This is a genomic window from Chryseobacterium populi (assembly GCF_000282115.1).
Classification (GTDB): domain Bacteria; phylum Bacteroidota; class Bacteroidia; order Flavobacteriales; family Weeksellaceae; genus Chryseobacterium; species Chryseobacterium populi.
The window spans coordinates 22,527-43,040 of the sequence record NZ_AKJY01000111.1 but is presented as its reverse complement, the minus strand read 5'-3'; the positions used below and the strand labels follow the sequence as shown (position 1 = coordinate 43,040).

19 protein-coding genes are annotated in these 20,514 nt (G+C 37.2%); 18 read left to right on the top strand and 1 reads right to left on the bottom strand.

Features of this window, described 5'->3' with window-relative positions; all coding sequences use genetic code 11:
- Window positions 1–64 precede the first annotated feature (64 nt).
- Window positions 65–2,659: an ATP-dependent chaperone ClpB gene (gene clpB / locus PMI13_RS19375; RefSeq protein WP_007846961.1), complete on the bottom strand. Its 2,595-nt coding sequence runs from the start codon at window positions 2,657–2,659 to the stop codon at window positions 65–67.
- A gap of 436 nt (window positions 2,660–3,095) precedes the next feature.
- Between clpB and PMI13_RS19370 the strand changes: the two genes are divergently transcribed.
- The 18 genes from PMI13_RS19370 (at window position 3,096) to PMI13_RS19285 (ending at window position 20,472) form a co-directional block, all read left to right on the top strand.
- Complete coding sequence (locus PMI13_RS19370) at window positions 3,096–3,674, top strand: TetR/AcrR family transcriptional regulator (RefSeq protein WP_007846960.1); 579 nt, start codon at window positions 3,096–3,098, stop codon at window positions 3,672–3,674.
- 427 nt (window positions 3,675–4,101) lie between these two features.
- Window positions 4,102–5,421: a phenylacetate--CoA ligase family protein gene (locus PMI13_RS19365; RefSeq protein WP_007846959.1), complete on the top strand. Its 1,320-nt coding sequence runs from the start codon at window positions 4,102–4,104 to the stop codon at window positions 5,419–5,421.
- Window positions 5,418–6,503, top strand: coding sequence for a 2Fe-2S iron-sulfur cluster-binding protein (locus tag PMI13_RS19360; RefSeq protein ID WP_007846958.1), 1,086 nt, complete (start codon window positions 5,418–5,420; stop codon window positions 6,501–6,503). The genes PMI13_RS19365 and PMI13_RS19360 overlap by 4 nt, the downstream gene beginning before the upstream one ends.
- A 77-nt stretch (window positions 6,504–6,580) precedes the next feature.
- Window positions 6,581–7,519, top strand: coding sequence for a 1,2-phenylacetyl-CoA epoxidase subunit PaaA (gene paaA / locus PMI13_RS19355; protein ID WP_007846957.1), 939 nt, complete (start codon window positions 6,581–6,583; stop codon window positions 7,517–7,519).
- Between the two features lie 112 nt (window positions 7,520–7,631).
- Window positions 7,632–7,913, top strand: a complete 282-nt coding sequence (paaB, locus tag PMI13_RS19350) for a 1,2-phenylacetyl-CoA epoxidase subunit PaaB (protein WP_007846956.1) — start codon at window positions 7,632–7,634, stop codon at window positions 7,911–7,913.
- 87 nt (window positions 7,914–8,000) lie between these two features.
- The gene (gene paaC / locus PMI13_RS19345) at window positions 8,001–8,750 is read left to right on the top strand and encodes a 1,2-phenylacetyl-CoA epoxidase subunit PaaC (protein WP_007846955.1); all 750 of its coding nucleotides are present in this window, start codon (window positions 8,001–8,003) and stop codon (window positions 8,748–8,750) included.
- 83 nt (window positions 8,751–8,833) lie between these two features.
- Entirely contained in the window at window positions 8,834–9,298 is a 465-nt protein-coding gene (paaD, locus tag PMI13_RS19340; RefSeq protein WP_034669952.1) for a 1,2-phenylacetyl-CoA epoxidase subunit PaaD, read from the top strand.
- 145 nt (window positions 9,299–9,443) lie between these two features.
- Window positions 9,444–10,244 carry an enoyl-CoA hydratase/isomerase family protein gene (locus tag PMI13_RS19335; protein WP_007846953.1) on the top strand — a complete coding sequence of 267 codons (801 nt, stop codon included), beginning with the start codon at window positions 9,444–9,446 and terminating at the stop codon, window positions 10,242–10,244.
- A gap of 89 nt (window positions 10,245–10,333) precedes the next feature.
- Complete coding sequence (locus tag PMI13_RS19330) at window positions 10,334–11,467, top strand: 3-hydroxyacyl-CoA dehydrogenase NAD-binding domain-containing protein (RefSeq protein WP_007846951.1); 1,134 nt, start codon at window positions 10,334–10,336, stop codon at window positions 11,465–11,467.
- Between the two features lie 103 nt (window positions 11,468–11,570).
- Window positions 11,571–11,984, top strand: a complete 414-nt coding sequence (locus PMI13_RS19325) for a PaaI family thioesterase (protein WP_007846950.1) — start codon at window positions 11,571–11,573, stop codon at window positions 11,982–11,984.
- An 81-nt stretch (window positions 11,985–12,065) separates the two neighbouring features.
- On the top strand, window positions 12,066–13,271 hold the full coding sequence (pcaF, locus tag PMI13_RS19320; protein WP_007846949.1) for a 3-oxoadipyl-CoA thiolase: 1,206 nt from the start codon (window positions 12,066–12,068) through the stop codon (window positions 13,269–13,271).
- Window positions 13,272–13,404: 133 nt separating this feature from the next.
- On the top strand, window positions 13,405–13,998 hold the full coding sequence (locus PMI13_RS19315; RefSeq protein ID WP_007846948.1) for an acyltransferase: 594 nt from the start codon (window positions 13,405–13,407) through the stop codon (window positions 13,996–13,998).
- A gap of 82 nt (window positions 13,999–14,080) precedes the next feature.
- Window positions 14,081–14,659, top strand: a complete 579-nt coding sequence (locus PMI13_RS19310; protein WP_007846947.1) for a transposase — start codon at window positions 14,081–14,083, stop codon at window positions 14,657–14,659.
- Window positions 14,660–14,753: 94 nt separating this feature from the next.
- Window positions 14,754–15,581, top strand: a complete 828-nt coding sequence (locus PMI13_RS19305) for an alpha/beta hydrolase (RefSeq protein ID WP_007846946.1) — start codon at window positions 14,754–14,756, stop codon at window positions 15,579–15,581.
- 60 nt (window positions 15,582–15,641) lie between these two features.
- A complete protein-coding gene (locus PMI13_RS19300; RefSeq protein WP_007846945.1) occupies window positions 15,642–16,340 on the top strand; it encodes a DUF6624 domain-containing protein in 699 nt (232 codons plus the stop codon).
- A gap of 81 nt (window positions 16,341–16,421) precedes the next feature.
- Complete coding sequence (gene paaZ / locus PMI13_RS19295; RefSeq protein ID WP_007846943.1) at window positions 16,422–18,917, top strand: phenylacetic acid degradation bifunctional protein PaaZ; 2,496 nt, start codon at window positions 16,422–16,424, stop codon at window positions 18,915–18,917.
- A gap of 127 nt (window positions 18,918–19,044) precedes the next feature.
- On the top strand, window positions 19,045–19,764 hold the full coding sequence (locus PMI13_RS19290; RefSeq protein WP_007846941.1) for a DUF4241 domain-containing protein: 720 nt from the start codon (window positions 19,045–19,047) through the stop codon (window positions 19,762–19,764).
- Between the two features lie 12 nt (window positions 19,765–19,776).
- Window positions 19,777–20,472 (top strand): SMUG2 DNA glycosylase family protein, encoded by a 696-nt coding sequence (locus PMI13_RS19285; RefSeq protein WP_007846939.1) that lies wholly within the window; start codon window positions 19,777–19,779, stop codon window positions 20,470–20,472.
- The last annotated feature ends 42 nt before the right edge of the window (window positions 20,473–20,514 follow it).

The window sequence follows — 20,514 nt, the reverse complement described above, 5'->3', positions numbered from 1 at the left end:
ATAAGTGCTGCAGACCTTATCTACAGCACTTACTACAAAAATAATATATATGAAAAAAACTACTTTATTTTTCTGCAGGCCTGAACACCAGACCTGTTTCCTCAAAATAATCTAAAGTGATCCTGTCACCGTCATTTACATTTCCTGCAAGAATCTCTCTCGATAATTTATTTAAAACCTCCTGTTGGATTATCCTTTTTAAAGGTCTTGCCCCGAAAGCAGGATCATAACCTTTATTCATCAGATAATCTACAGCATCCTGAGTGGCGGTCATAATGATATTTCGTTTTGCCAGCATATCATTGAAACCTCTCAACTGATACTGAACGATTTTTCCGATTTCTTTTTTTCTTAAAGGCTGGAACAGTACTATTTCATCAATTCTGTTTAAGAATTCCGGACGTAAAGTCTGCTTCAGCAAATCGAAAACCTCATCTTTTGTTTTGGCTACAATAACATCCTGGTTCTCATCCGTAATATTTTCAAAATTCTCCTGGATAAGATGTGAACCTAAATTCGAGGTCATGATGATAATAGAATTTTTGAAATTTACTACACGACCTTTATTGTCGGTCAGACGACCATCATCCAAAACCTGTAACAATGTGTTGAAAACATCCGGATGCGCTTTTTCAATTTCATCTAAAAGCACTACGGAATAAGGTCTTCTTCTCACAGCCTCTGTTAATTGCCCGCCTTCATCATATCCTACATATCCCGGAGGCGCACCTACCAATCTTGAAACAGAGTGACGTTCCTGATATTCACTCATGTCAATTCTCGTCATATTATTTTCATCGTCGAATAAAAACTCTGCAAGTGCTTTTGCAAGCTCAGTTTTACCGACACCGGTTGTTCCTAAGAAAAGGAATGATCCGATCGGTTTTTTCTCGTCACTTAATCCGGCCCTGTTTCTTCGGATAGCATCGGCGACAGCCTGAATAGCTTCGTCCTGTCCTACAACCCTGTGATGAAGTTCGGTTTCAAGATGCAGTAATTTTTCCCTTTCAGACTGTAAAAGCTTGGTTACCGGAATTCCGGTCCATTTTGCAATCACCTCGGAAATATTTTCAGAAGTTACTTCCTCTTTAATCAGCTCATTCTGATGATTCTGCATTTCCAGTTCCAGTTTTTCTAAAGCATCTTCTTTCTCTTTGATTTTTCCGTACTGGATTTCAGCTACTTTTGCATAATCTCCCGCTCTGGAAGCCCTTTCAGCCTCCAGTTTCAGAGATTCAATATCTTTTTTAATCTGGGTGAGATCTTCACTTTTCTGTTTCTCTTTCAGCCATTTTGCATTAATCTCGTTTCTTTGTTCTGAGATTTTTGAAATATCTTCTTTTACATGATCGATTTTGGTCTGGTTGCCTTCTCTTGAAATGGCTGCCAGCTCAATTTCCAGCTGCATCAATCTTCTGTCTAAAACATCCAGTTCCTCCGGTTTGGAATTGATTTCCATTCTCAGTTTTGCAGAAGCTTCATCAATAAGGTCAATCGCTTTATCCGGTAAAAAACGGTCTGAAATATACCTTTGAGACATTTCTACCGCAGCTATAATAGCCTCGTCTTTGATTCTTACTTTATGATGGGCTTCATATTTGTCTTTGATACCCCGAAGAATAGAGATTGCAGATTCAGTATCCGGTTCTTCCACCATTACTTTCTGGAAACGTCTTTCAAGTGCTTTATCCTTTTCAAAATATTTTTGATATTCATTCAGGGTGGTGGCACCAATCGCTCTCAATTCTCCTCTTGCCAGGGCAGGTTTCAGAATATTAGCTGCGTCCATTGCACCTTCACCACCTCCGGCTCCTACCAGTGTATGAATTTCGTCGATGAAAAGAATAATCTGGCCATCAGATTTAATCACCTCATTGACCACAGATTTTAAACGTTCCTCGAATTCTCCTTTATATTTGGCACCGGCAATTAATGCTCCCATATCCAATGAATATAATGTTTTATCCATCAGGTTTTCAGGAATGTCGCCTGAAATAATGCGGTGTGCAATCCCTTCAGCAATAGCGGTCTTACCAACACCCGGTTCCCCGATCAGGATAGGATTGTTTTTTGTCCTTCTGGAAAGAATCTGTAAAACCCTTCTGATTTCTTCATCACGTCCGATTACAGGATCAAGTTTTCCTTCAGCGGCTAATTCGTTGAAGTTTTTAGCATATTTATTTAAAGACTGGTAAGTTTCTTCCGAGCTTGCAGAAGTGGCCTTACTTCCTTTTCTTAGTTCTTTAATTCCTCCTTCCAAAAGACTTTTGGTTACCCCCATATCCTTAAGCATCTTAGATACTTCAGAATTGGTTTCTAAAAGTGATAACCATAAATGCTCGATCGTTACATATTCATCACCCATTTTTTTAGCAATATTGGGTGCATCCAGTAAAACTTTATTCGCAGATTGCGAAAGGTAAATATTTCCACCCTGTACTTTAGGAAGCTTTTCTAAACTTTCACGGTTACGCCCCCTTAATAAATCTGTATCAGCTTCAGCCTTCTTTAATAAGAAAGGCGAAATATTTTCATCTACCTGAAAAATTCCTTCAAGGAGATGTTGTGGCTCAATACTTTGATTGCCGAATTCCATTGCAACCTGCTGGGCTGCCTGGATCGCTTCTTGTGATTTTACAGTATATTGGTTTAAGTTCATATTTTTATATTTTTTGTAATGATTGAGTTCTGTTTAATTTTCTAAAAAACATCAAGAAACCAAATTTTCAGGCTTAGTTTCTTAATGCCATCAATTATTTATCATTTAATTCGATTACCTTACCGCAAAAACTGTTCAATTATTAAATTTACAAAAAATATGGACAAAATTTCCGAATATTGTATTTTTAACGTAAAATTAACTTGACAAAATTTCCGATTCTATAAAATCTGATTCATAAACAGGAACAAATAGTCAGAAGATGAAAATCTTAAAACCACAGGTAGCAGTCAGTATGTGCATTATTAAAATTCCTCTCCGCCGGAAAGGTGGCCAATCGAAGGTTTGACGGGGTGGTTAATAATATTTTAATCAAAACTTTTTACAGGTTAAAAACAACTGTTTAAATCAGAATACTTATTTTTGCATTTCACCCATGGAGTTAAAAGAAAAACAAATTAAAATATTAGATGTTGCTGTAGAGCTTTTCAAAGAGAAAGGGTATATGGGCAGTTCTGTAAGAGATTTAGCAACTAAGCTGAATATTAAAGCAGCTTCTCTCTATGCACACATCCGCTCTAAAGAGGAAATCCTGGAATGGATCTGTTTTGGAATTGCCAATGATTTTTTCGCTGAACTTCAAACGGTAAAAAGTACAGACATCAACCCAAAAGATAAATTGAATCTTTTTATTGATAAGCATTTATCGGTAGTTCTTAAAAACCGTGATGTTACCCATATCTATTCCAATGAATGGAGACATTTGGAGGAAAGGCTTCCTGAGTTTGTTGAATTAAGAAAAAATTATCAGGATGAAGTAGAAGAATTGATCTCTGCGATCTATAAGGCCGAAAACTGGGAGCTGAAGTCGCCTACTTTTACCACCAGATTCATTCTCCATACCCTTAACAATTCTTATTTCTGGTTCAAAAGAAATATTGAATCAACTACTGAAATTACTGGCGAAATCAGAGATAAAATTCTTTTTGGATTATTGGGAAACCATAATAATTAATCAAAGCTTTTAACACTGTTTATGCAGAGTATTGCCATTCAATTGGAATACTTTATTTTTTAATGCAAAGATTATTTTGCAATGACATTGTTTTTAGAGGACAAAGACAAATAAAATTTGCTTCGCAAAGCTTGAAAATAGCGCTTCATCAAATCAACTTGTTGACTCTTCTTTTCTCGCTTTACTATAAAGCTAATGATAAGGCTTTGTGTTAAAAAATTAATCGCAATATTTTTTTAACTTTAAAATAGGTTCTTAGATTCGATCTTCGTCCGCTTTAAAATGGCAAAACGTAGCTTATTAAACTAGACCAGAACGTAACTTAAGCTATTTAGAATCATTCAAAATATGACAAAAATCATAAAAATTTTGTCAGCTCCCAAAATCTTTTTAAATTTACACCTAACAAATGTTAGTTAGTTAAAGTATGGATTTTTCAGTTGAATATTTAAGGCTCGACCAATTGAGACAGCTTCAATCTGAGCGGTTGGTTAATCTGGTGGACTATCTGGGAGAAAGGTCGGAATTTTATAAAAGAAAATTCAATGAATTAGGAATAGCTCTGCGGGATGTCAGGTCGATTGAAGATATTACGAAACTTCCGATTACTTATAAACAGGATTTAAGGGATAATTATCCCTTCGGATTATTTACTGTTCCGAAGAATGAATTACAGAGAATTCACTGCTCAAGCGGAACAACGGGAAGACCAACAGTAGTAGGATACACAAAAGAAGATGTGGATCTTTTCAGTGAAGTAGTGGCAAGATCTTTAAATGCAGCAGGGGCAAAACCTGGAATGCAGTTGCATAATGCTTATGGTTATGGGATTTTTACGGGTGGGCTTGGCCTTCATTATGGAGCGGAAAAACTGGGAATGAGTGTTCTTCCTATTTCAGGAGGAATGACCACGAGACAGGTAGATCTGATTATGGATTTTAAACCTGAAGTGATTTGCTGTTCTCCATCATACGCTTTAACGATCGCTGATGAATTTGCCAGCAGAGGAATTTCTGCAGATGAGATCAGTTTAAAATATGCTGTTTTGGGTTCAGAACCCTGGACAGAAATTATCAGACATCATATTGAAGAAAAATTAGGCGTTCATGCGACCAACATCTATGGATTAAGTGAGATCATCGGCCCGGGAGTTTCAATGGAAGATTTTGAAGAAAAAGGAGGTTCCTACATCTGGGAAGATCATTTTTATCCTGAAATTTTAGATCCGGTTACCCAAAAACCGGTTCCATTTGGAGAAGAAGGAGTGTTAGTGATCACGACCTTAACGAAAAAAGCAATGCCGCTTTTACGATACTGGACAAATGACATCACAAGCCTTTATTACGATGAAAACTCAAAAAGAACAATGGTCAAAATGAGACCAATTCTAGGGAGAGCCGATGACATGCTGATTGTAAGAGGAGTAAATGTTTATCCGAGTCAGATTGAAGAAGCTTTCTCCCATGTAAAAGGAGTTGTTCCGAATTATTATCTGACCCCGATTGAAAAAGAACAGATGTGCGTAGCTTTGGATATTGATCTGGAGATTGATGACGATTTTGTAAAAGCACAGCAAATAGATATAAATACCGATGATTATAGTATTTTTGTCGGAAACTTTGGGAAAAATATAGAAAACGAAATAAAAAAACGGGTAGGAATTACGACTAAGGTAAAAATTCATGCCCAGGACAGTTTGCCTAAGTGTGAAGGTGGAAAAATTAATAGAATACTAAAGAAAAAATGAATTCATTTTATAAACTAAAAACGGTAAAAGTTCAGAAAGATACCAACGATGCAGTGAATGTAGCTGTTGAAATTCCTGAAGAGCTGAAAGACAAATTCAGGTTTAAGCAGGGGCAGTATCTTAATTTCCGGATGATGATCGATGGGAATGAGGAAAGACGTTCTTATTCTATCTGCAACGCTCCAAGTGAAAAAAGCAATACACTGGAAGTATTGGTTAAGCTTTTGGAAGGCGGAAAAGTTTCAGGATACTTCAATGAGCATCTTCATATGGATGAAGTATTGGAGGTAATGCCACCAATGGGAGGTTTTAATACATCCTATCACCCAACCAATACGAAAACATATATCGGTTTGGCAGCAGGAAGCGGAATCAGCCCGGTTCTCTCCAATATCAAAGAAAGCCTTTATCAGGAGCCCAATTCTAATGCTTACCTGTTCTACAGTAACAGAAGCATGAATCATGTGATGAAAAAAGGGGAGATTGATAAACTGGTTGAGCATTTCAATGGAAGGCTGAAAGTAGTTTATCTGGTAAGCCGTGAAAAACATGAAGACCCTATTTTTGAAGGGAGAATTTCTCCTGAAAAACTGGATCATCTTTTTGAAAGATATGCAGATATTGATGTAAGAGAATCTACATTCTTTATTTGCGGACCGGCGGAAATGATCAAAGGGATTGCTGATTATTTAAAGAAAGATAGAAAAGTACCTGCCATTCAGGTCTTATTTGAATATTTTACCGCTCCTGACGAAGAGAATTCTGAGGAAATGAGTGATGAATTCAAGGCTATTGCCAATATAGAAAGTATGGTAACGGTCATTATTGATGATGATGAATATTCGTTTCACCTTAATTCTAAAAAAGAGAGTATCTTAGATAAAGCATTAAAAGACAATCTTCCCGTACCTTTTGCTTGCAAAGGCGGAGTTTGTTGTACGTGTAAGGCCGAAGTTCTGGAAGGAGAAGTTTTCATGGAGAAAAATTTCGCGCTTACCGAAGATGAAGTAGCCAGAGGTTACGTTCTGACGTGTCAATGTCACCCGACAACCAACGTGGTGATGCTTAATTATGACGTTTAATTTTTGTAAAATGTAAAAAGTACATCGAAAATACATTGTACAACTGACATTTTACTTTAGTACAAAAAACAAAAGAAATGGACTTAGAAAAATTTGTTCAATACGTTCACGAAGAAAATAAAATAGAGCCGAAAGATGTAATGCCTGATGATTACAGGAAATTATTGGTTCGTCAGATTTCACAGCATGCCCATTCTGAGATTGTAGGAATGTTGCCGGAAGCCAACTGGATTTCCAGAGCTCCCTCATTGAGAAGAAAAATGGCTTTGTTAGCTAAAGTTCAGGATGAGGCAGGACATGGTTTATACCTGTATTCAGCTACAGAAACTCTGGGTAACGGAACCATCAGGGCAGACAGAGACGCAACATATGATGATATGCTCGAAGGAAAAGCAAAATACTCAAGTATTTTCAATTATCCTACTTTAAGCTGGGCAGATATAGGCGCAATCGGCTGGCTGGTGGATGGTGCAGCCATTATGAACCAGGTAATGCTGATGGGAAATTCTTACGGTCCTTATTCAAGAGCGATGGTAAGAATCTGTAAAGAAGAATCTTTCCATCAGAGACAGGGTTACGAGATTTTAATGGCGCTTTGCCGTGGAACAAAACAGCAGAAAGAAATGGCCCAAGCTTCATTAAACCGTTTCTGGTGGCCTGCTCTGATGATGTTTGGCCCGAATGATGACAGTTCGCCCAACTCTAAGATTTCTATGAATTACAGAGTGAAAAGAGAAAGTAACGACAGTCTTCGTCAGAGATTTATTGATGTGACTGTTTCTCAGGCTGAATTCTTAGGATTAACTATTCCGGATAAGGACCTTAAATGGAATGAAGAAAGAGGTCATTATGATTTCGGGGAGCTTCCCTGGGATGAATTCATGACGATTCTAAAAGGAAACGGACCATGTAATAAGAAAAGATTACAAACCAAAGTAAAAGCACAGCAGGAAAACCTTTGGGTGAAAGAAGCAGCGGCGGCTTTTGCAGAAAAACAACAAAAAGAAGTAATATAATAATGTAACAATATACCAATGTAAAAATGTAACAATCAATTGTTATTCTGAGCAAGGCGAAGAATTTCATTGGTAAACTGGTACATTGATGCATTGTTAAATTAATTTGACTATGGCAAATTTAGATATGTGGGAAGTGTTTATTCAGACTAAACCGGGATTATCCCACAAGCACGCCGGAACAGTACAGGCACCGACAGCAGAAATGGCTTTGCAGAATGCAAGAGATGTTTATACAAGAAGAAAAGAGGGAACCTGCGTTTGGGTAGTTCCAAGTAAATATATCATAAGCTCGGAAGGTATGGATCAGGAAGCCTTTTTTGATCCTGCAGACGACAAATTATACCGTCACCCGACTTTCTACGACATTCCTAACGATGTAAAAAATATGTAATCAATAAAGATTTAAGATGCGAGATATCAGATACAAAACTTTTGCCAATCTGAAATCTCATGTTTGAAATCTAAAATCTACTAAACAATGAACCCATTATATAATTATTTATTAAAATTTGCTGACGATAGTTTCATTATGGGACAGAGATTGTCAGAGTGGTGCGGTGAAGGGCCTTATTTAGAGGAAGATATTGCATTGACGAACATTGCTTTGGATGAGCTTGGCCAGGCCAACAACTTCTATCAGTATGCTTCAAGAGTCGCGGATAACGGAAAAAGCGAAGATGATTTAGCATTCCTGAGATATGAGCATGAATATGTAAATGCGCACTGGACGGAGCTTCCGAACGAAGACTATGCACAGACTATTCTTAAAGTATATGTATTCTCCGTATATCAGAAATTAATCTACGAAGCATTGTCGAACTCGGCTGATGAAGAGATTTCTGCCCTGGCTCAGAAATCTTTAAAAGAAGTAAAATACCACTATACTCATGCATCTTCCTGGATGAAAATTTTCGCACAGGGAACAGAAGAAAGTAAAATCCGTTTGATAAAAGCGATTGAAAATATCTGGGAATATACAAAAGGTTTATTTGCAAAAGTGGAAGGAGAAGATGATCTGATTGCATTGAACATTGCGCCGGATGTTGATGTACTATATGAAGAGTTTGTTGCAATTATTGAAAAAGATTTTGCAGAATATGGTCTGGAATATCCAAAAGATCATTTCATGCAGCCAAAATCAAGAACCGGATATCACACCGAGTATTTCGGATTTATCCTTTGCGAATTACAATATATGCAGAGGGCATATCCGGGATGTACATGGTAAATTCAAATATATCGATATAACAGCTTGTCAATGTGACAATTGATTACTTGACTGTTAGATTGTTAAATTGGTGCACTTTTAAAATGAAAGACCCTTTGGAAATATTAAAAATGGTTCCCGATCCGGAAATTCCGGTAATCAATATCGTGGAGCTGGGCATCGTAAGAGAAGCAAAAATTACCGGCGAGAATACTTGTGAGGTAGCTATTACACCAACTTATTCTGCCTGTCCAGCTATGTTCACCATTGAGGAAGATATCATGAAAATCATGAAAGAAAACGGCTGGGACGCAAAAGTAGTAACCAAAATGTTTCCAATCTGGACGACAGACTGGTTAACGGATGAAGCGAGAGAAAAACTTCGTGAATATGGAATCACTCCCCCTGAGAAAGGAGCCGACGAGCATCATATCGGAAAACCGAAAAAATGTCCGCGTTGTGGTTCAATGAACTCAAAACAGATCAGCAGGTTCGGATCTACATTATGTAAGGCTTCATATCAATGTTTAGACTGTTTAGAGCCTTTTGACTATTTTAAATGCCACTGATTAATATTAAATTAATGTAACAGTTTACCAGTGAGATGTCTCGATATGCTCAGCATGACAATGATTATTATATTGTTGAGCTGATATATTGTTACATTACTTTATATTGTTAAATTAGTACAGTATTAAATTTAAAAATTAAACTATGTATACACAACTTGACATTGAAACGCATTTTGACGGAAAACTTAAAATTGCCTACCTCAATCAGCCGGAAACTATGAACGCCCTCACAAAGCCTTCTTTATCGGATCTAAAAGATTTTATAAAGTCTTGTGGTGAAGATGAAACCGTAAGATGTGTGGCAATCTCCGGAAGAGGAAGAGCATTTTGTTCCGGTCAGAACTTAGACGATGCTTTCGTACAGGGCAATGAGCACCATGATAATGACATCATCAGAAAAATTGTGGTAGACTATTACAATCCTTTGGTTACAGAAATTACGCGTTGCAGAAAGCCTGTTATTGCATTGGTAAACGGTCCTGCCGTAGGAGCTGGTGCGATGTTGGCTCTGATCTGTGATTTTGTCCTGGCAATGGATAAGTCTTATTTTGCCCAGGCATTTTCCAATATCGGATTAATTCCTGATACGGGAGGTACTTATTTCTTACCAAAATTATTGGGGAGACAATTAGCCAATTATTTAGCATTCACAGGCAAAAAGTTACATGCAGAAGAAGCTAAATCTTATGGCTTAGTGGCTGAGGTTTTCAATGAAGAAGAGTTTGCTCCCAAATCCATGGAAATTTTGGAAAAAATGGCTAATATGCCTACCGCTGCAATTAAGTTAACTAAAAAAGCTTTTGCACAGTCGTACAACAATACATTGAAAGAACAGCTTGAATTAGAAGCTGACCTGCAGCAGGAAGCAGCAGAAACAGAAGATTTTATAGAAGGTGTAAATGCCTTTTTACAGAAAAGAAAACCTGATTATAAAGGAAAATAAAAAAACTGTACAATGTAAAATGTAAGCTGTACAAAGTACATTACAATTAAAAATACATTTTACATTGTACATTTTACATAGTACAAAACATGAACAATATTGGAATTATTGGGGCAGGAACCATGGGTATCGGAATCGCTCAGGTTGCTGCAACGGCAGGCTGCAAAGTGGTTGTATACGATGCGCAGGCTGCACAAATTGATAAAGCATTTTCCGGTCTGGAGAAAACACTTCAGAAATTAGTTGAAAAAACTAAGATCTCTCAGGAAAGAGCTACAGAAATCAGAAATAATATCGTTAAAGGTGAGGTTTTACAGGATCTAAAAGATTCTGATCTGGTAATCGAAGCCATTATCGAAAATAAAGAAATCAAAACCAAGGTTTTTACAGAACTTGAAAACTATGTTTCTGAAAACTGCATCATCAGTTCCAATACATCATCCATTTCTATTACCTCTTTAGGTGCGGAATTAAAACAACCGGAACGTTTCATCGGAATTCACTTTTTCAATCCGGCTCCCTTAATGCCGCTAGTTGAGGTAATTCCATCCTTACTTACCGAAAAATCTTTAGCGGGAAAAATCTATGACCTCATGAAAAAATGGGGAAAAGTTCCTGTAATTGCTAAAGATATTCCCGGGTTTATCGTGAACAGAATTGCCCGCCCTTACTACGGTGAAGCCTTAAGAATGGTCGAAGAAGATATCGCAGCTCCGGAGCAGGTAGATGAAGCAATGAAAACCATCGGAAACTTCAAAATGGGTCCGTTTGAACTGATGGATTTAATTGGGGTTGATGTAAATTTTGCTGTAACTACTACCGTTTATAAAGATTATTTCTACGATCCGAAATACAAGCCGTCCTTACTTCAGCAACGTATGTCCGAAGCAAAACTCCATGGGAGAAAAACAGGAAAAGGGTTCTATGACTACAGCGAAAATGCAGTAAAACCTGTTGCTCAAAAAGATGATGCTTTGTATCAGCAAATCTTTTTAAGAATTATTTCAATGCTGGTCAACGAAGCGGTTGAGGCCAAAAGATTGGGTGTTGCCAATGATGGAGATATCGAGCTGGCGATGCAGAAAGGAGTAAATTATCCAAAAGGATTATTAAGCTGGGGACAAGAAATCGGATATGCAAAAATCTCAGAAACCCTTCAGAGCCTTTATGAAGAATACCAGGAAGAAAGATACAGACAAAGCCCGTTACTACGAAAAATGTAACAATATAGTAAGTCTAGCAATGTAACAATCCCTGTAATGCCGAGTTTATCGAAGCATCTCACTGGTAAACTGTTACATTGATACATTGTTAAATTAAAAAAAAATGACGCCAAGACAAGTTGCAGATTATATGTTTGATCAGGATTATTTTTCCCAGTGGATGAATATAAAAATGATCGAGGTCAAAGAAAATTATTGTTTAATAGAAATGCCTATAAAGCATGAAATGATTAATGGGCTTAAAACGGTTCACGGGGGCGTTACATTTGCTTTCGCAGATTCTGCTTTGGCATTTTCGTCCAACAACACCGGAGATGCGGCTGTTGCTCTGAACTGTATCATCAATTTTACCAAGGCCGGACAAGAAGGCGATATTTTCAGAGCGGAAAGCATCCTGGTAAACAATACCAGAAAAACAGCTGTTTACGATATTAAAATTACCAATCAGAACAACGAACTGATTGCAAAATTTGTAGGAACAGTTTATAAAATAGGAAAAAAAGTAACAGAACTATAAAAGATAAAAACATCAGATGCCAGATATTAGATTAACAAATGTCTGACCTCTGAGATCTTACATCTAAAAATCTAATAAAAAATGAATAACGTATACATCATAGATTACATCAGGACTCCTGTTTCAAAACTGCAGGGAGGATTATCAGAAGTTAGAGCTGATGATTTGGCAGCGATAGTTATTAAAGAAATTGTAGCAAGAAACCCTGAAGTTCCTGTTGAGGAAATTGAAGATGTTATTTTCGGATGTGCTAATCAGGCAGGAGAAGATAACCGTAACGTAGCGAGGATGGCTCTTCTGTTGGCCGGTCTTCCTTACAAAATCGGAGGAGAAACGGTAAACAGGCTGTGTGCTTCCGGAATGTCGGCGGTTGCCAACACATTCAGGTCAATTGCTGCAGGAGAAGGTGAAATCTACATTGCCGGCGGAGTTGAGCATATGACACGTTCTCCATATGTAATGTCAAAACCAGGATCAGCTTTTGGTAGAGACAGCCAGATGTTTGACACCACTTTCGGATGGAGATTTGTTAATCCTAAAATGAAAGAAATGTACGGTGTTGACGGAATGGGAGAAACTGCTGAAAATTTAGCGGATATGCATAATATCAGCCGGGAAGATCAGGATAAATTTGCTCTTTGGTCTCAGCAGAAGGCTACAAAAGCCCAGGAAAGCGGAAGACTGGCAGAAGAAATTATAAAAGTTGAAATTCCACAGAAAAAAGGCGAACCTAAAATTTTTGATAAGGATGAATTTATTAAACCGGCATCTTCAATGGAAGGCTTGGGAAAACTTCGTCCTGCTTTCAGAAAAGAAGGTACGGTAACTGCCGGAAACGCTTCAGGAATGAATGACGGAGCTGCTGCTCTTATTTTAGCAAGTGAAGAAGCGGTAAAAAAGTACGGTTTAACACCAAAGGCTAAAATCTTAGGATCATCTGTAGCGGGTGTTGAACCGAGAATTATGGGAATAGGACCGGTAGAAGCTACTCAGAAACTATTGAGAAGATTGAATCTTTCATTGGAAGATATGGATGTTATCGAATTAAACGAAGCTTTTGCCGCCCAATCTTTAGCCGTAACAAGAAGTTTAGGTTTAAAAGATGATGATTCAAGAGTGAACCCTAACGGCGGAGCTATTGCAATCGGCCACCCACTTGGAGTTTCCGGAGCAAGAATCATCGGTTCTGCTGCCTTGGAACTTCAGAAACAGAATAAAAAATATGCCTTATGTACACTTTGCATCGGCGTCGGACAAGGGTACGCAATGATCATCGAAAAAGTATAGCTTTTTTAATGTAACAATGTACCAGTCTATCAATGTAACAATTGTTCTGTTGCTGTGAACATTTTAATTGGTAATCTAGTACATTGTTATACTGTTCATTCATACATTGTTACATTAAATTTTTAATAAAATTATGAACATCTACTCATATCATGGCATCCGCCCTATCATAAAACCTTCTGCATATATTCATCCGCAGGCGGTGATTATCGGAAATGTAGAGATTGGCGAAGAAGTTTATATCGGCCCGAATGCAGTGATCCGTGGTGACTGGGGTAAAATCATTATAAAAGATGGTGCCAATGTTCAGGAAAACTGTACACTGCATGTGTTCCCAAATATTGAAACTATCTTGGAAGAATCTGCACACATCGGGCATGGTGCGATTATTCATTCCGGGCATATCGGTAAAAACTGCCTGGTGGGAATGAATGCTGTAGTGATGGACAAAGCAGTGATCGGGGATGAATGTATTGTAGGCGCCCTGGCTTTTGTTCCTGCTAATTTTAAATGTGAACCGAGAAAATTAATTGTAGGAAGCCCGGCAAAAATTATCCGTGATGTTTCAGACGATATGATACGTTGGAAAACAGAAGGTACAAAGCTTTATCAGGAATTGGCAAGGGAAGGGAAAGAAGCTATTCTGCCCTGTGAGCCTTTCTCCGAATACGTTCACCAAACCCCAACAAAAGTTGTTGATTACAGCATCTGGGATGATGTGAAATAATTCCAATTAAATTAAACCTCATAGGTTTTTAAAACCTATGAGGTTTGAATATTTACAAGAACACACAAATGAGAAAAAATAAATGTCAAGTACAGAAAATTTTGAATGTGGATATATATACCACATCTATAGTCATGCAAACGGGGGAGAGTTAATTTTTAGAGAAGAAGAAAATTATAAATATTTTTTAGATAAACTATTAAAATATATTATCCCAATAAGCGAAATATATGCCTATTGTTTGATGCCAAATCATTTTCATTTATTAATAAGATTTAAAGATTTAGATCAGATTTCAAATGGGAATGAGCATGCCTGTTTAATGAAACAGTTTAGTAATTTATTAAACGGTTATGCAAAAGCCTACAATAAAAGGTATGGTAGGAAAGGAGCTCTTTTTATGGACTTTTTAAAACGTAAAAAAGTGAATGACGAGAAGTATTTGATTAAATTGTTACATTATATTCATAATAACCCTGCCAGTCATGGGCTTGTTGAGAATATCAATAATTGGAAATATTCATCCTATCGATCCTATATCAATTGGTATAAACCAAGTGAAATTGAAAGAAAAGAAATGATGAAATATTTTGAAACGGTAAATGATTTTATAGAATATCATAAGTCAAATGTTGATTATGATTTTATGAGCTTCGAATAGAAAAAATTATAAAAAATTAAACCTAAACCTCATAGGTTTCTAAAACCTATGAGGTTTTGATGAAGTTTTGAAATTAGTTAATATTTAATAAAACATGATCAAAAAGATTCTTATATGCTGCGGTTTTCTGTTTGCATTTAATTATACGGTTTTAGCGCAGAATGGAATGATAAAGCCTTTAACTATAGGCGAAATAAGAACATTAAAGTCAAAGATATTAAACGAAGAAAGAACGTTGAATATTTATCTTCCTCAGGGGGTTGACAAGACAAAATCATATCCCGTGATTTATCTCCTGGATGGGAGCATGAATGAAGATTTTATACATGTTTCCGGATTGGTGCAGTTCTTTAATCAAATGTATTCCATGCCGGAAACAATTATAGTCGGAATTGCCAATATAGACAGGAAAAGAGATTTTACTTTCCATACAGACCTAAAAGATTTACAGAAAGATTATCCTACTACAGGACATTCTGATAAGTTCATTGATTTTTTGGAAAAAGAATTAAAGCCTTACGTTGAAAGTCAGTTTAAAACCACTGATAAATATTTGTTCGGACAGTCTCTAGGAGGGCTTCTGGCAACAGAAATTCTGCTGAAAAAACCTGAAATGTTCAATAATTATTTTATCATCAGTCCGAGTTTATGGTGGGATGATGAGAGTCTTTTAAAACAGGCCGGTCAATTATTAATGAAAATTCCGGACACTAAGAAATTTGTTTATATTTCTGTAGGTAAAGGTGAACACCCGGTGATGGTAAAAGATGCGGAAACGTTTTATGACGTTCTTAAAAAATCAAATAAGAAAAACTGGATGGTAGAATATAAAATGATGGAAACAGATAACCATGCAACAATTCTTCACAGAAGTTTATATGAAGGATTGGTAAAACTGTTTCCCTATCAGGAGCCGAAATAAGTCATAAACGTAACAACCATTGGTAACCTGTTAAACAGATACATTATTAAATTAATTCATATGAAATATTTATTTTTTGCCATCTTCATTTCTGTTTTTATAAATGCTCAGAAACCTGAGAATAAGCAGATTAATATTGAGCTTAAAAATGAATTGGCTCAGATTGATAATGATGATCAGGTGTATCGTGAACTGCTTCAACCCAATCTTACTCCAGAAAGAAAGCAGGAAATTATGAAAGCAAAAAATCTTACGGAAGAAGATATAACGGTCGGAATCAGTAAGATTATGAGTAAGCAGGATGAAGAAAATCTTGCTAAGATTGAGAAAATTATAACAAAATATGGTTATCCCGGGAAATCTTTAGTAGGAGAACCTGAAAATAAAACAGCCTGGCTGGTTATTCAGCATTCGCCGAAAATTAATCAGTATATGCCGGTTATCAAAAAAGCTGCTGAAGAAAAGGAGATTCCTTTCAGGTTATATGCGATGATGCTGGACAGACAGCTTCTACAGGAAGAAAAAGAACAGATTTACGGAACACAGGGAACTTCTTTTAAGATTACAAAAAATGGGAAAACAGAAATTGTATCATTAATCTGGCCCATTAAAAATTTTAACGAAGTAAACAGCCTAAGAAAAGAAGCCGGATTCTCAGAAACAATTGAAGAGTACTCTAAGAATCTTTTCGGGAATGATTTTGTGCTGAAGAACTACACATTGGAAGAAGCTCTGAAACTACAGAATAAAAATAAATAAATCTAATAATGAAAAGTATCACTGTAACGGCTCATATCATTGATAGCTGTTATATGGATACATTGCTAAATTAAATACTATATGGAAAAGTTAAAAAACTATATCTATGGACAATGGGTTGAAGGTACCGGAAACGGAATTCCTTTGTACAATGCCGTGACAGGAGAGCAGGTAGCTGTTTCAGATACGGAAGGACTGAATTTTGAGCAGGCGCTTGATTACGGAAGAACGGTAGGGTATAAAAATCTTTCTTCCATGACTTTCTATGATCGTGGGGAAATGCTGAAAAAGGTAGCGCTTTACCTGTTGGAAAGAAAGAAAAAATATTATGAATTATCATATAAAACAGGAGCAACCCATGCCGATTCATGGGTAGATATTGAAGGTGGTTTCGGTACTTTCTTCACCTATTCAGGGTTGGCGAAGAGAATGCTTCCGAATACACCCTTCTGGGTAGATGGGGAAACACAGAAAATTTCTGCAAACGGCACTTTTCTGGGAACCCATATTTTAACACCAAGTGAAGGGGTCTCTGTTCAGATCAATGCATACAACTTCCCGGTTTGGGGAATGTTGGAGAAATTATCAACATCGTTACTGGCTGGTGTTCCTTCAATTGTAAAGCCGTCCCCTTTTGGTTCTTATTTAACCAATGTGGTTTTTCAGGATATGATTGAAAGCGGTGTTCTTCCGGAAGGAGCTATTCAATTGGTTTGTGGTGAGCCCGGAAATATCCTGGATTATGTTCAGGATGGAGATTCAGTATTGTTCACAGGCTCTGCAAATACAGGTAGAAAATTAAAATCTTTACCATCTGTTGCCGGAAATGCGGTCCGTTTCAATATGGAAGCAGACTCTTTAAACTGCTCAATCCTTGGTCTGGATGCAAAACCGGGAACTCCTGAGTTTGATCTTTTTATCAAAGAAGTCCGTAACGAAATGACTACAAAAGCCGGTCAGAAATGTACGGCAATCAGAAGAATTATTGTCCCTGAACATTTGATTGATGACGTTCAGCATGCTTTATCCAAAGCTTTAGACCAGACGAAGATCGGAAGCCCACTAAACAGGGAAACCAGGATGGGATCTTTGGTAGGAAAACAGCAATACGACGAAGTGGTAAGGAAAATAAATATCTTAAAAACCGAAACTGAGCTTGTCTATGACGGAAAGCATGAACTTGTAGATGCTGACTATGAAAATGGAGCATTTATGAGCCCTAAACTGTTCTTAAATGATAAGCCTTTCGAAAAAAATATTTCCCATGATGTCGAAGCTTTCGGGCCTGTTTCTACTTTAATGCCATACAAAGATGCTGAGGAAGCTGCAGCGCTGGCAAAAAGAGGAAAAGGAAGCCTGGTAGGCTCCATTATTTCTCATAATGATCAGTTCGTTGCTGAAACCTCATGGAAAATGGCATCTCAGCACGGCAGGATTTTTGTGTTAAACAGAGATAATGCGAAAGAAAGTACAGGACACGGGTCGCCACTTCCAACATTAATGCACGGCGGGCCTGGTAGGGCAGGAGGCGGTGAAGAAATGGGTGGTCTGAACGGTCTTCATTTTTTCCTTCAGAAAACAGCAATTCAGGGATCGCCGGATATTTTAACGGCAATTACAAAAATATACCAGCAGGGAGCAGAGAAGAAATTTGCCGATAAACATCCTTTCCAGAAGTATTTTGAAGATGTTGAAGTCGGTGATTCTCTGGAAACAGCAGGAAGAACGGTGACTGATGCAGATATTGTTAACTTCTCCAATGTTTCATGGGATCATTTCTATGCCCACACTGATGCGACAAGTTTAACGGGAACTATTTTTGATAAAACCGTCGCTCACGGATATTTTATACTTTCCGCAGCGGCAGGGTTGTTTGTTTCCGGTAAAAAAGGACCTGTGATCGCCAACTATGGTCTGGAAAACTGTTCATTCTTCAAACCGGTTTATGCAGGCGATACCATTACCGTTTATTTAACGGCGAAAGAGAAGATCAACAGAGGGGTAAAAGGCAGAAATATTCCTTCGGGTGTGGTGAAATGGCTGGTTGAAGTAGTTAATCAAAGAGATGAAGTGGTTTGTGTAGCCACTATTTTAACGTTGGTTGCAAAACATTCTCCTTTTATTGATTTAAACTTAAAAAATATTCAGAAAACTTTAAGCGGATTAACAGAAAATACACAGTCAAATTGGGGTAAAATGTCTCCTCAACAGATGATCGAGCATTTGGATCATGCAGTTTTGGTAAGCTTAGGCGAGCCGGAAGCTGAAAAATGTTTTACTCCCGAAGAGCAATTGGAAAAATGGCAGGATTCTCTGTATAATCACAGAAAAATGCCGAAGGATTTTCCGGCACCTTTCATCGCTGAGGATGAAAAATTATTAGACTTAAGATACAAAAACCTTGAAGCTGCAAAACAGTCTTTCATGGATAATTTAAAGAGGTTCTCTATCTATTATAAAGAAAATCCACAGGCAGAGCATATGAATTTTGTTTTCGGAAAGCTTAACAAAGAAATGTGGGAACTGATGCACAGAAAGCACTTTACCCATCATTTTGAACAGTTTGGATTGATTTAATTCAGGATAAAATATACACTTATAGTCCCTTTTGGTTTTAGCTGAAAGGGATTTTTTTTTGCTTTATATTGATTAAGGCTAAATAAATAGGTATTTTTAATTTTTCAAATCATAAAATATAAAAATAATGAACGAAAGCTGGTTGCAGAAGTGGAATGAAGTGAAAGATATTCTTGTTTGCCCAACAGACCTGGAAGCCTATTTTACCTCGGATGAAATTTTATCTCAAAAAATGGAGGTGATGGATATTGGAAATGTTTCTCTGCCCTCAGGAAAGGTGATTGTAAGAGATCCGCTGGTATATCTGAATGCCGGGGAAAAACCTTATTTCATTGAGGTTCCCAAAGGAGATTTTCCGGTGAAGGTTGCCGTGGTGAAATCTGAAGAGTGGGGAGATCGGTATGCTGTGGTTAAAGTGTCATTTACAAATGAAAAACCGGTTGTTTACCGGGAAGCATTAATTGGAAATGAAGAGCTTGAAGAAGTAGGAGAAGGCGAATATTTCGGGTTTTCTGTAGATGCGGGTTTAGCATGTATTACAGATGCAGAAGTAATTCCTTATTTTGATAAGTTTCTTACAGAAATAAATGTTGAGAATATTTATGATGATTATTTTGCCGGTCTTTTTGCTCAGAGCTATAAAATGAATCCCGAAAACCAAAGGGATCTGGGAGACTGGATCAGTTGGACGATACCTGGTACCATCTACCAGATTCCAATGTTTGCCAGTGGTTTTGGAGACGGCGCTTATCCTGTTTATTTTGCATATGACACCAATAATGAAATTTGTGGCTTATATATTCAGTTTATAGACATTGAACTGGCTCTTTCTGATGAAGATGAATAAATATAAAGATTTATGAAAACCTTTGCAGATAAAGTCATTGAATTTAATCGGAACCTGCAGTACAAAGGAAGCCTTCCTGATGATTTTGAAGTATTGAATCCTTATCTGGATAATCCCGAAACAATGGATGTAATGGGAAAGTTTTATCATCAGTATTATAATGATTTCAACCAAAGGAAATTCATCATCGGCATCAATCCGAGCCGTCATGGCGCCGGGGTCACGGGAGTTCCGTTTACCGATACAAAACGCCTGGAAAGTGTTTGTGGTATTCCGATGAAATCTGCCCATACCCATGAAATATCCTCTGTTTTTATCTATGATATGATTGAAGAGTATGGTGGTGCCAAAGAATTCTACAGAGATTTTTATATCAATTCACCTTTTCCGCTGGCGATTGTAAGGAAAACTAAAAACGGATGGCTGAATGCCAATTACTATGATGATAAAAAACTGTTTGAAGACGTAAAGAATTTTATGATCGATTCTTTAAAGAAGCACATCAGCCTGAATCTCGATACTTCAGAAGTTTTTGTCCTGGGAAAGAAGAATGCCGGTTTTATTGCTAAGCTCAACAAGGAAGCAAAGCTTTTCGATATCATGACCATTCTGGAACATCCGAGGTATATTCAACAGTATAAATCGAAAGAAAAGCAACTGTATATTGATAAATATATTGTAGCATTAAAAAATAAATCCCCTGAATAGCTCAGGGGATTTTATCATTTATGTATTAGAATCATAGTGAAC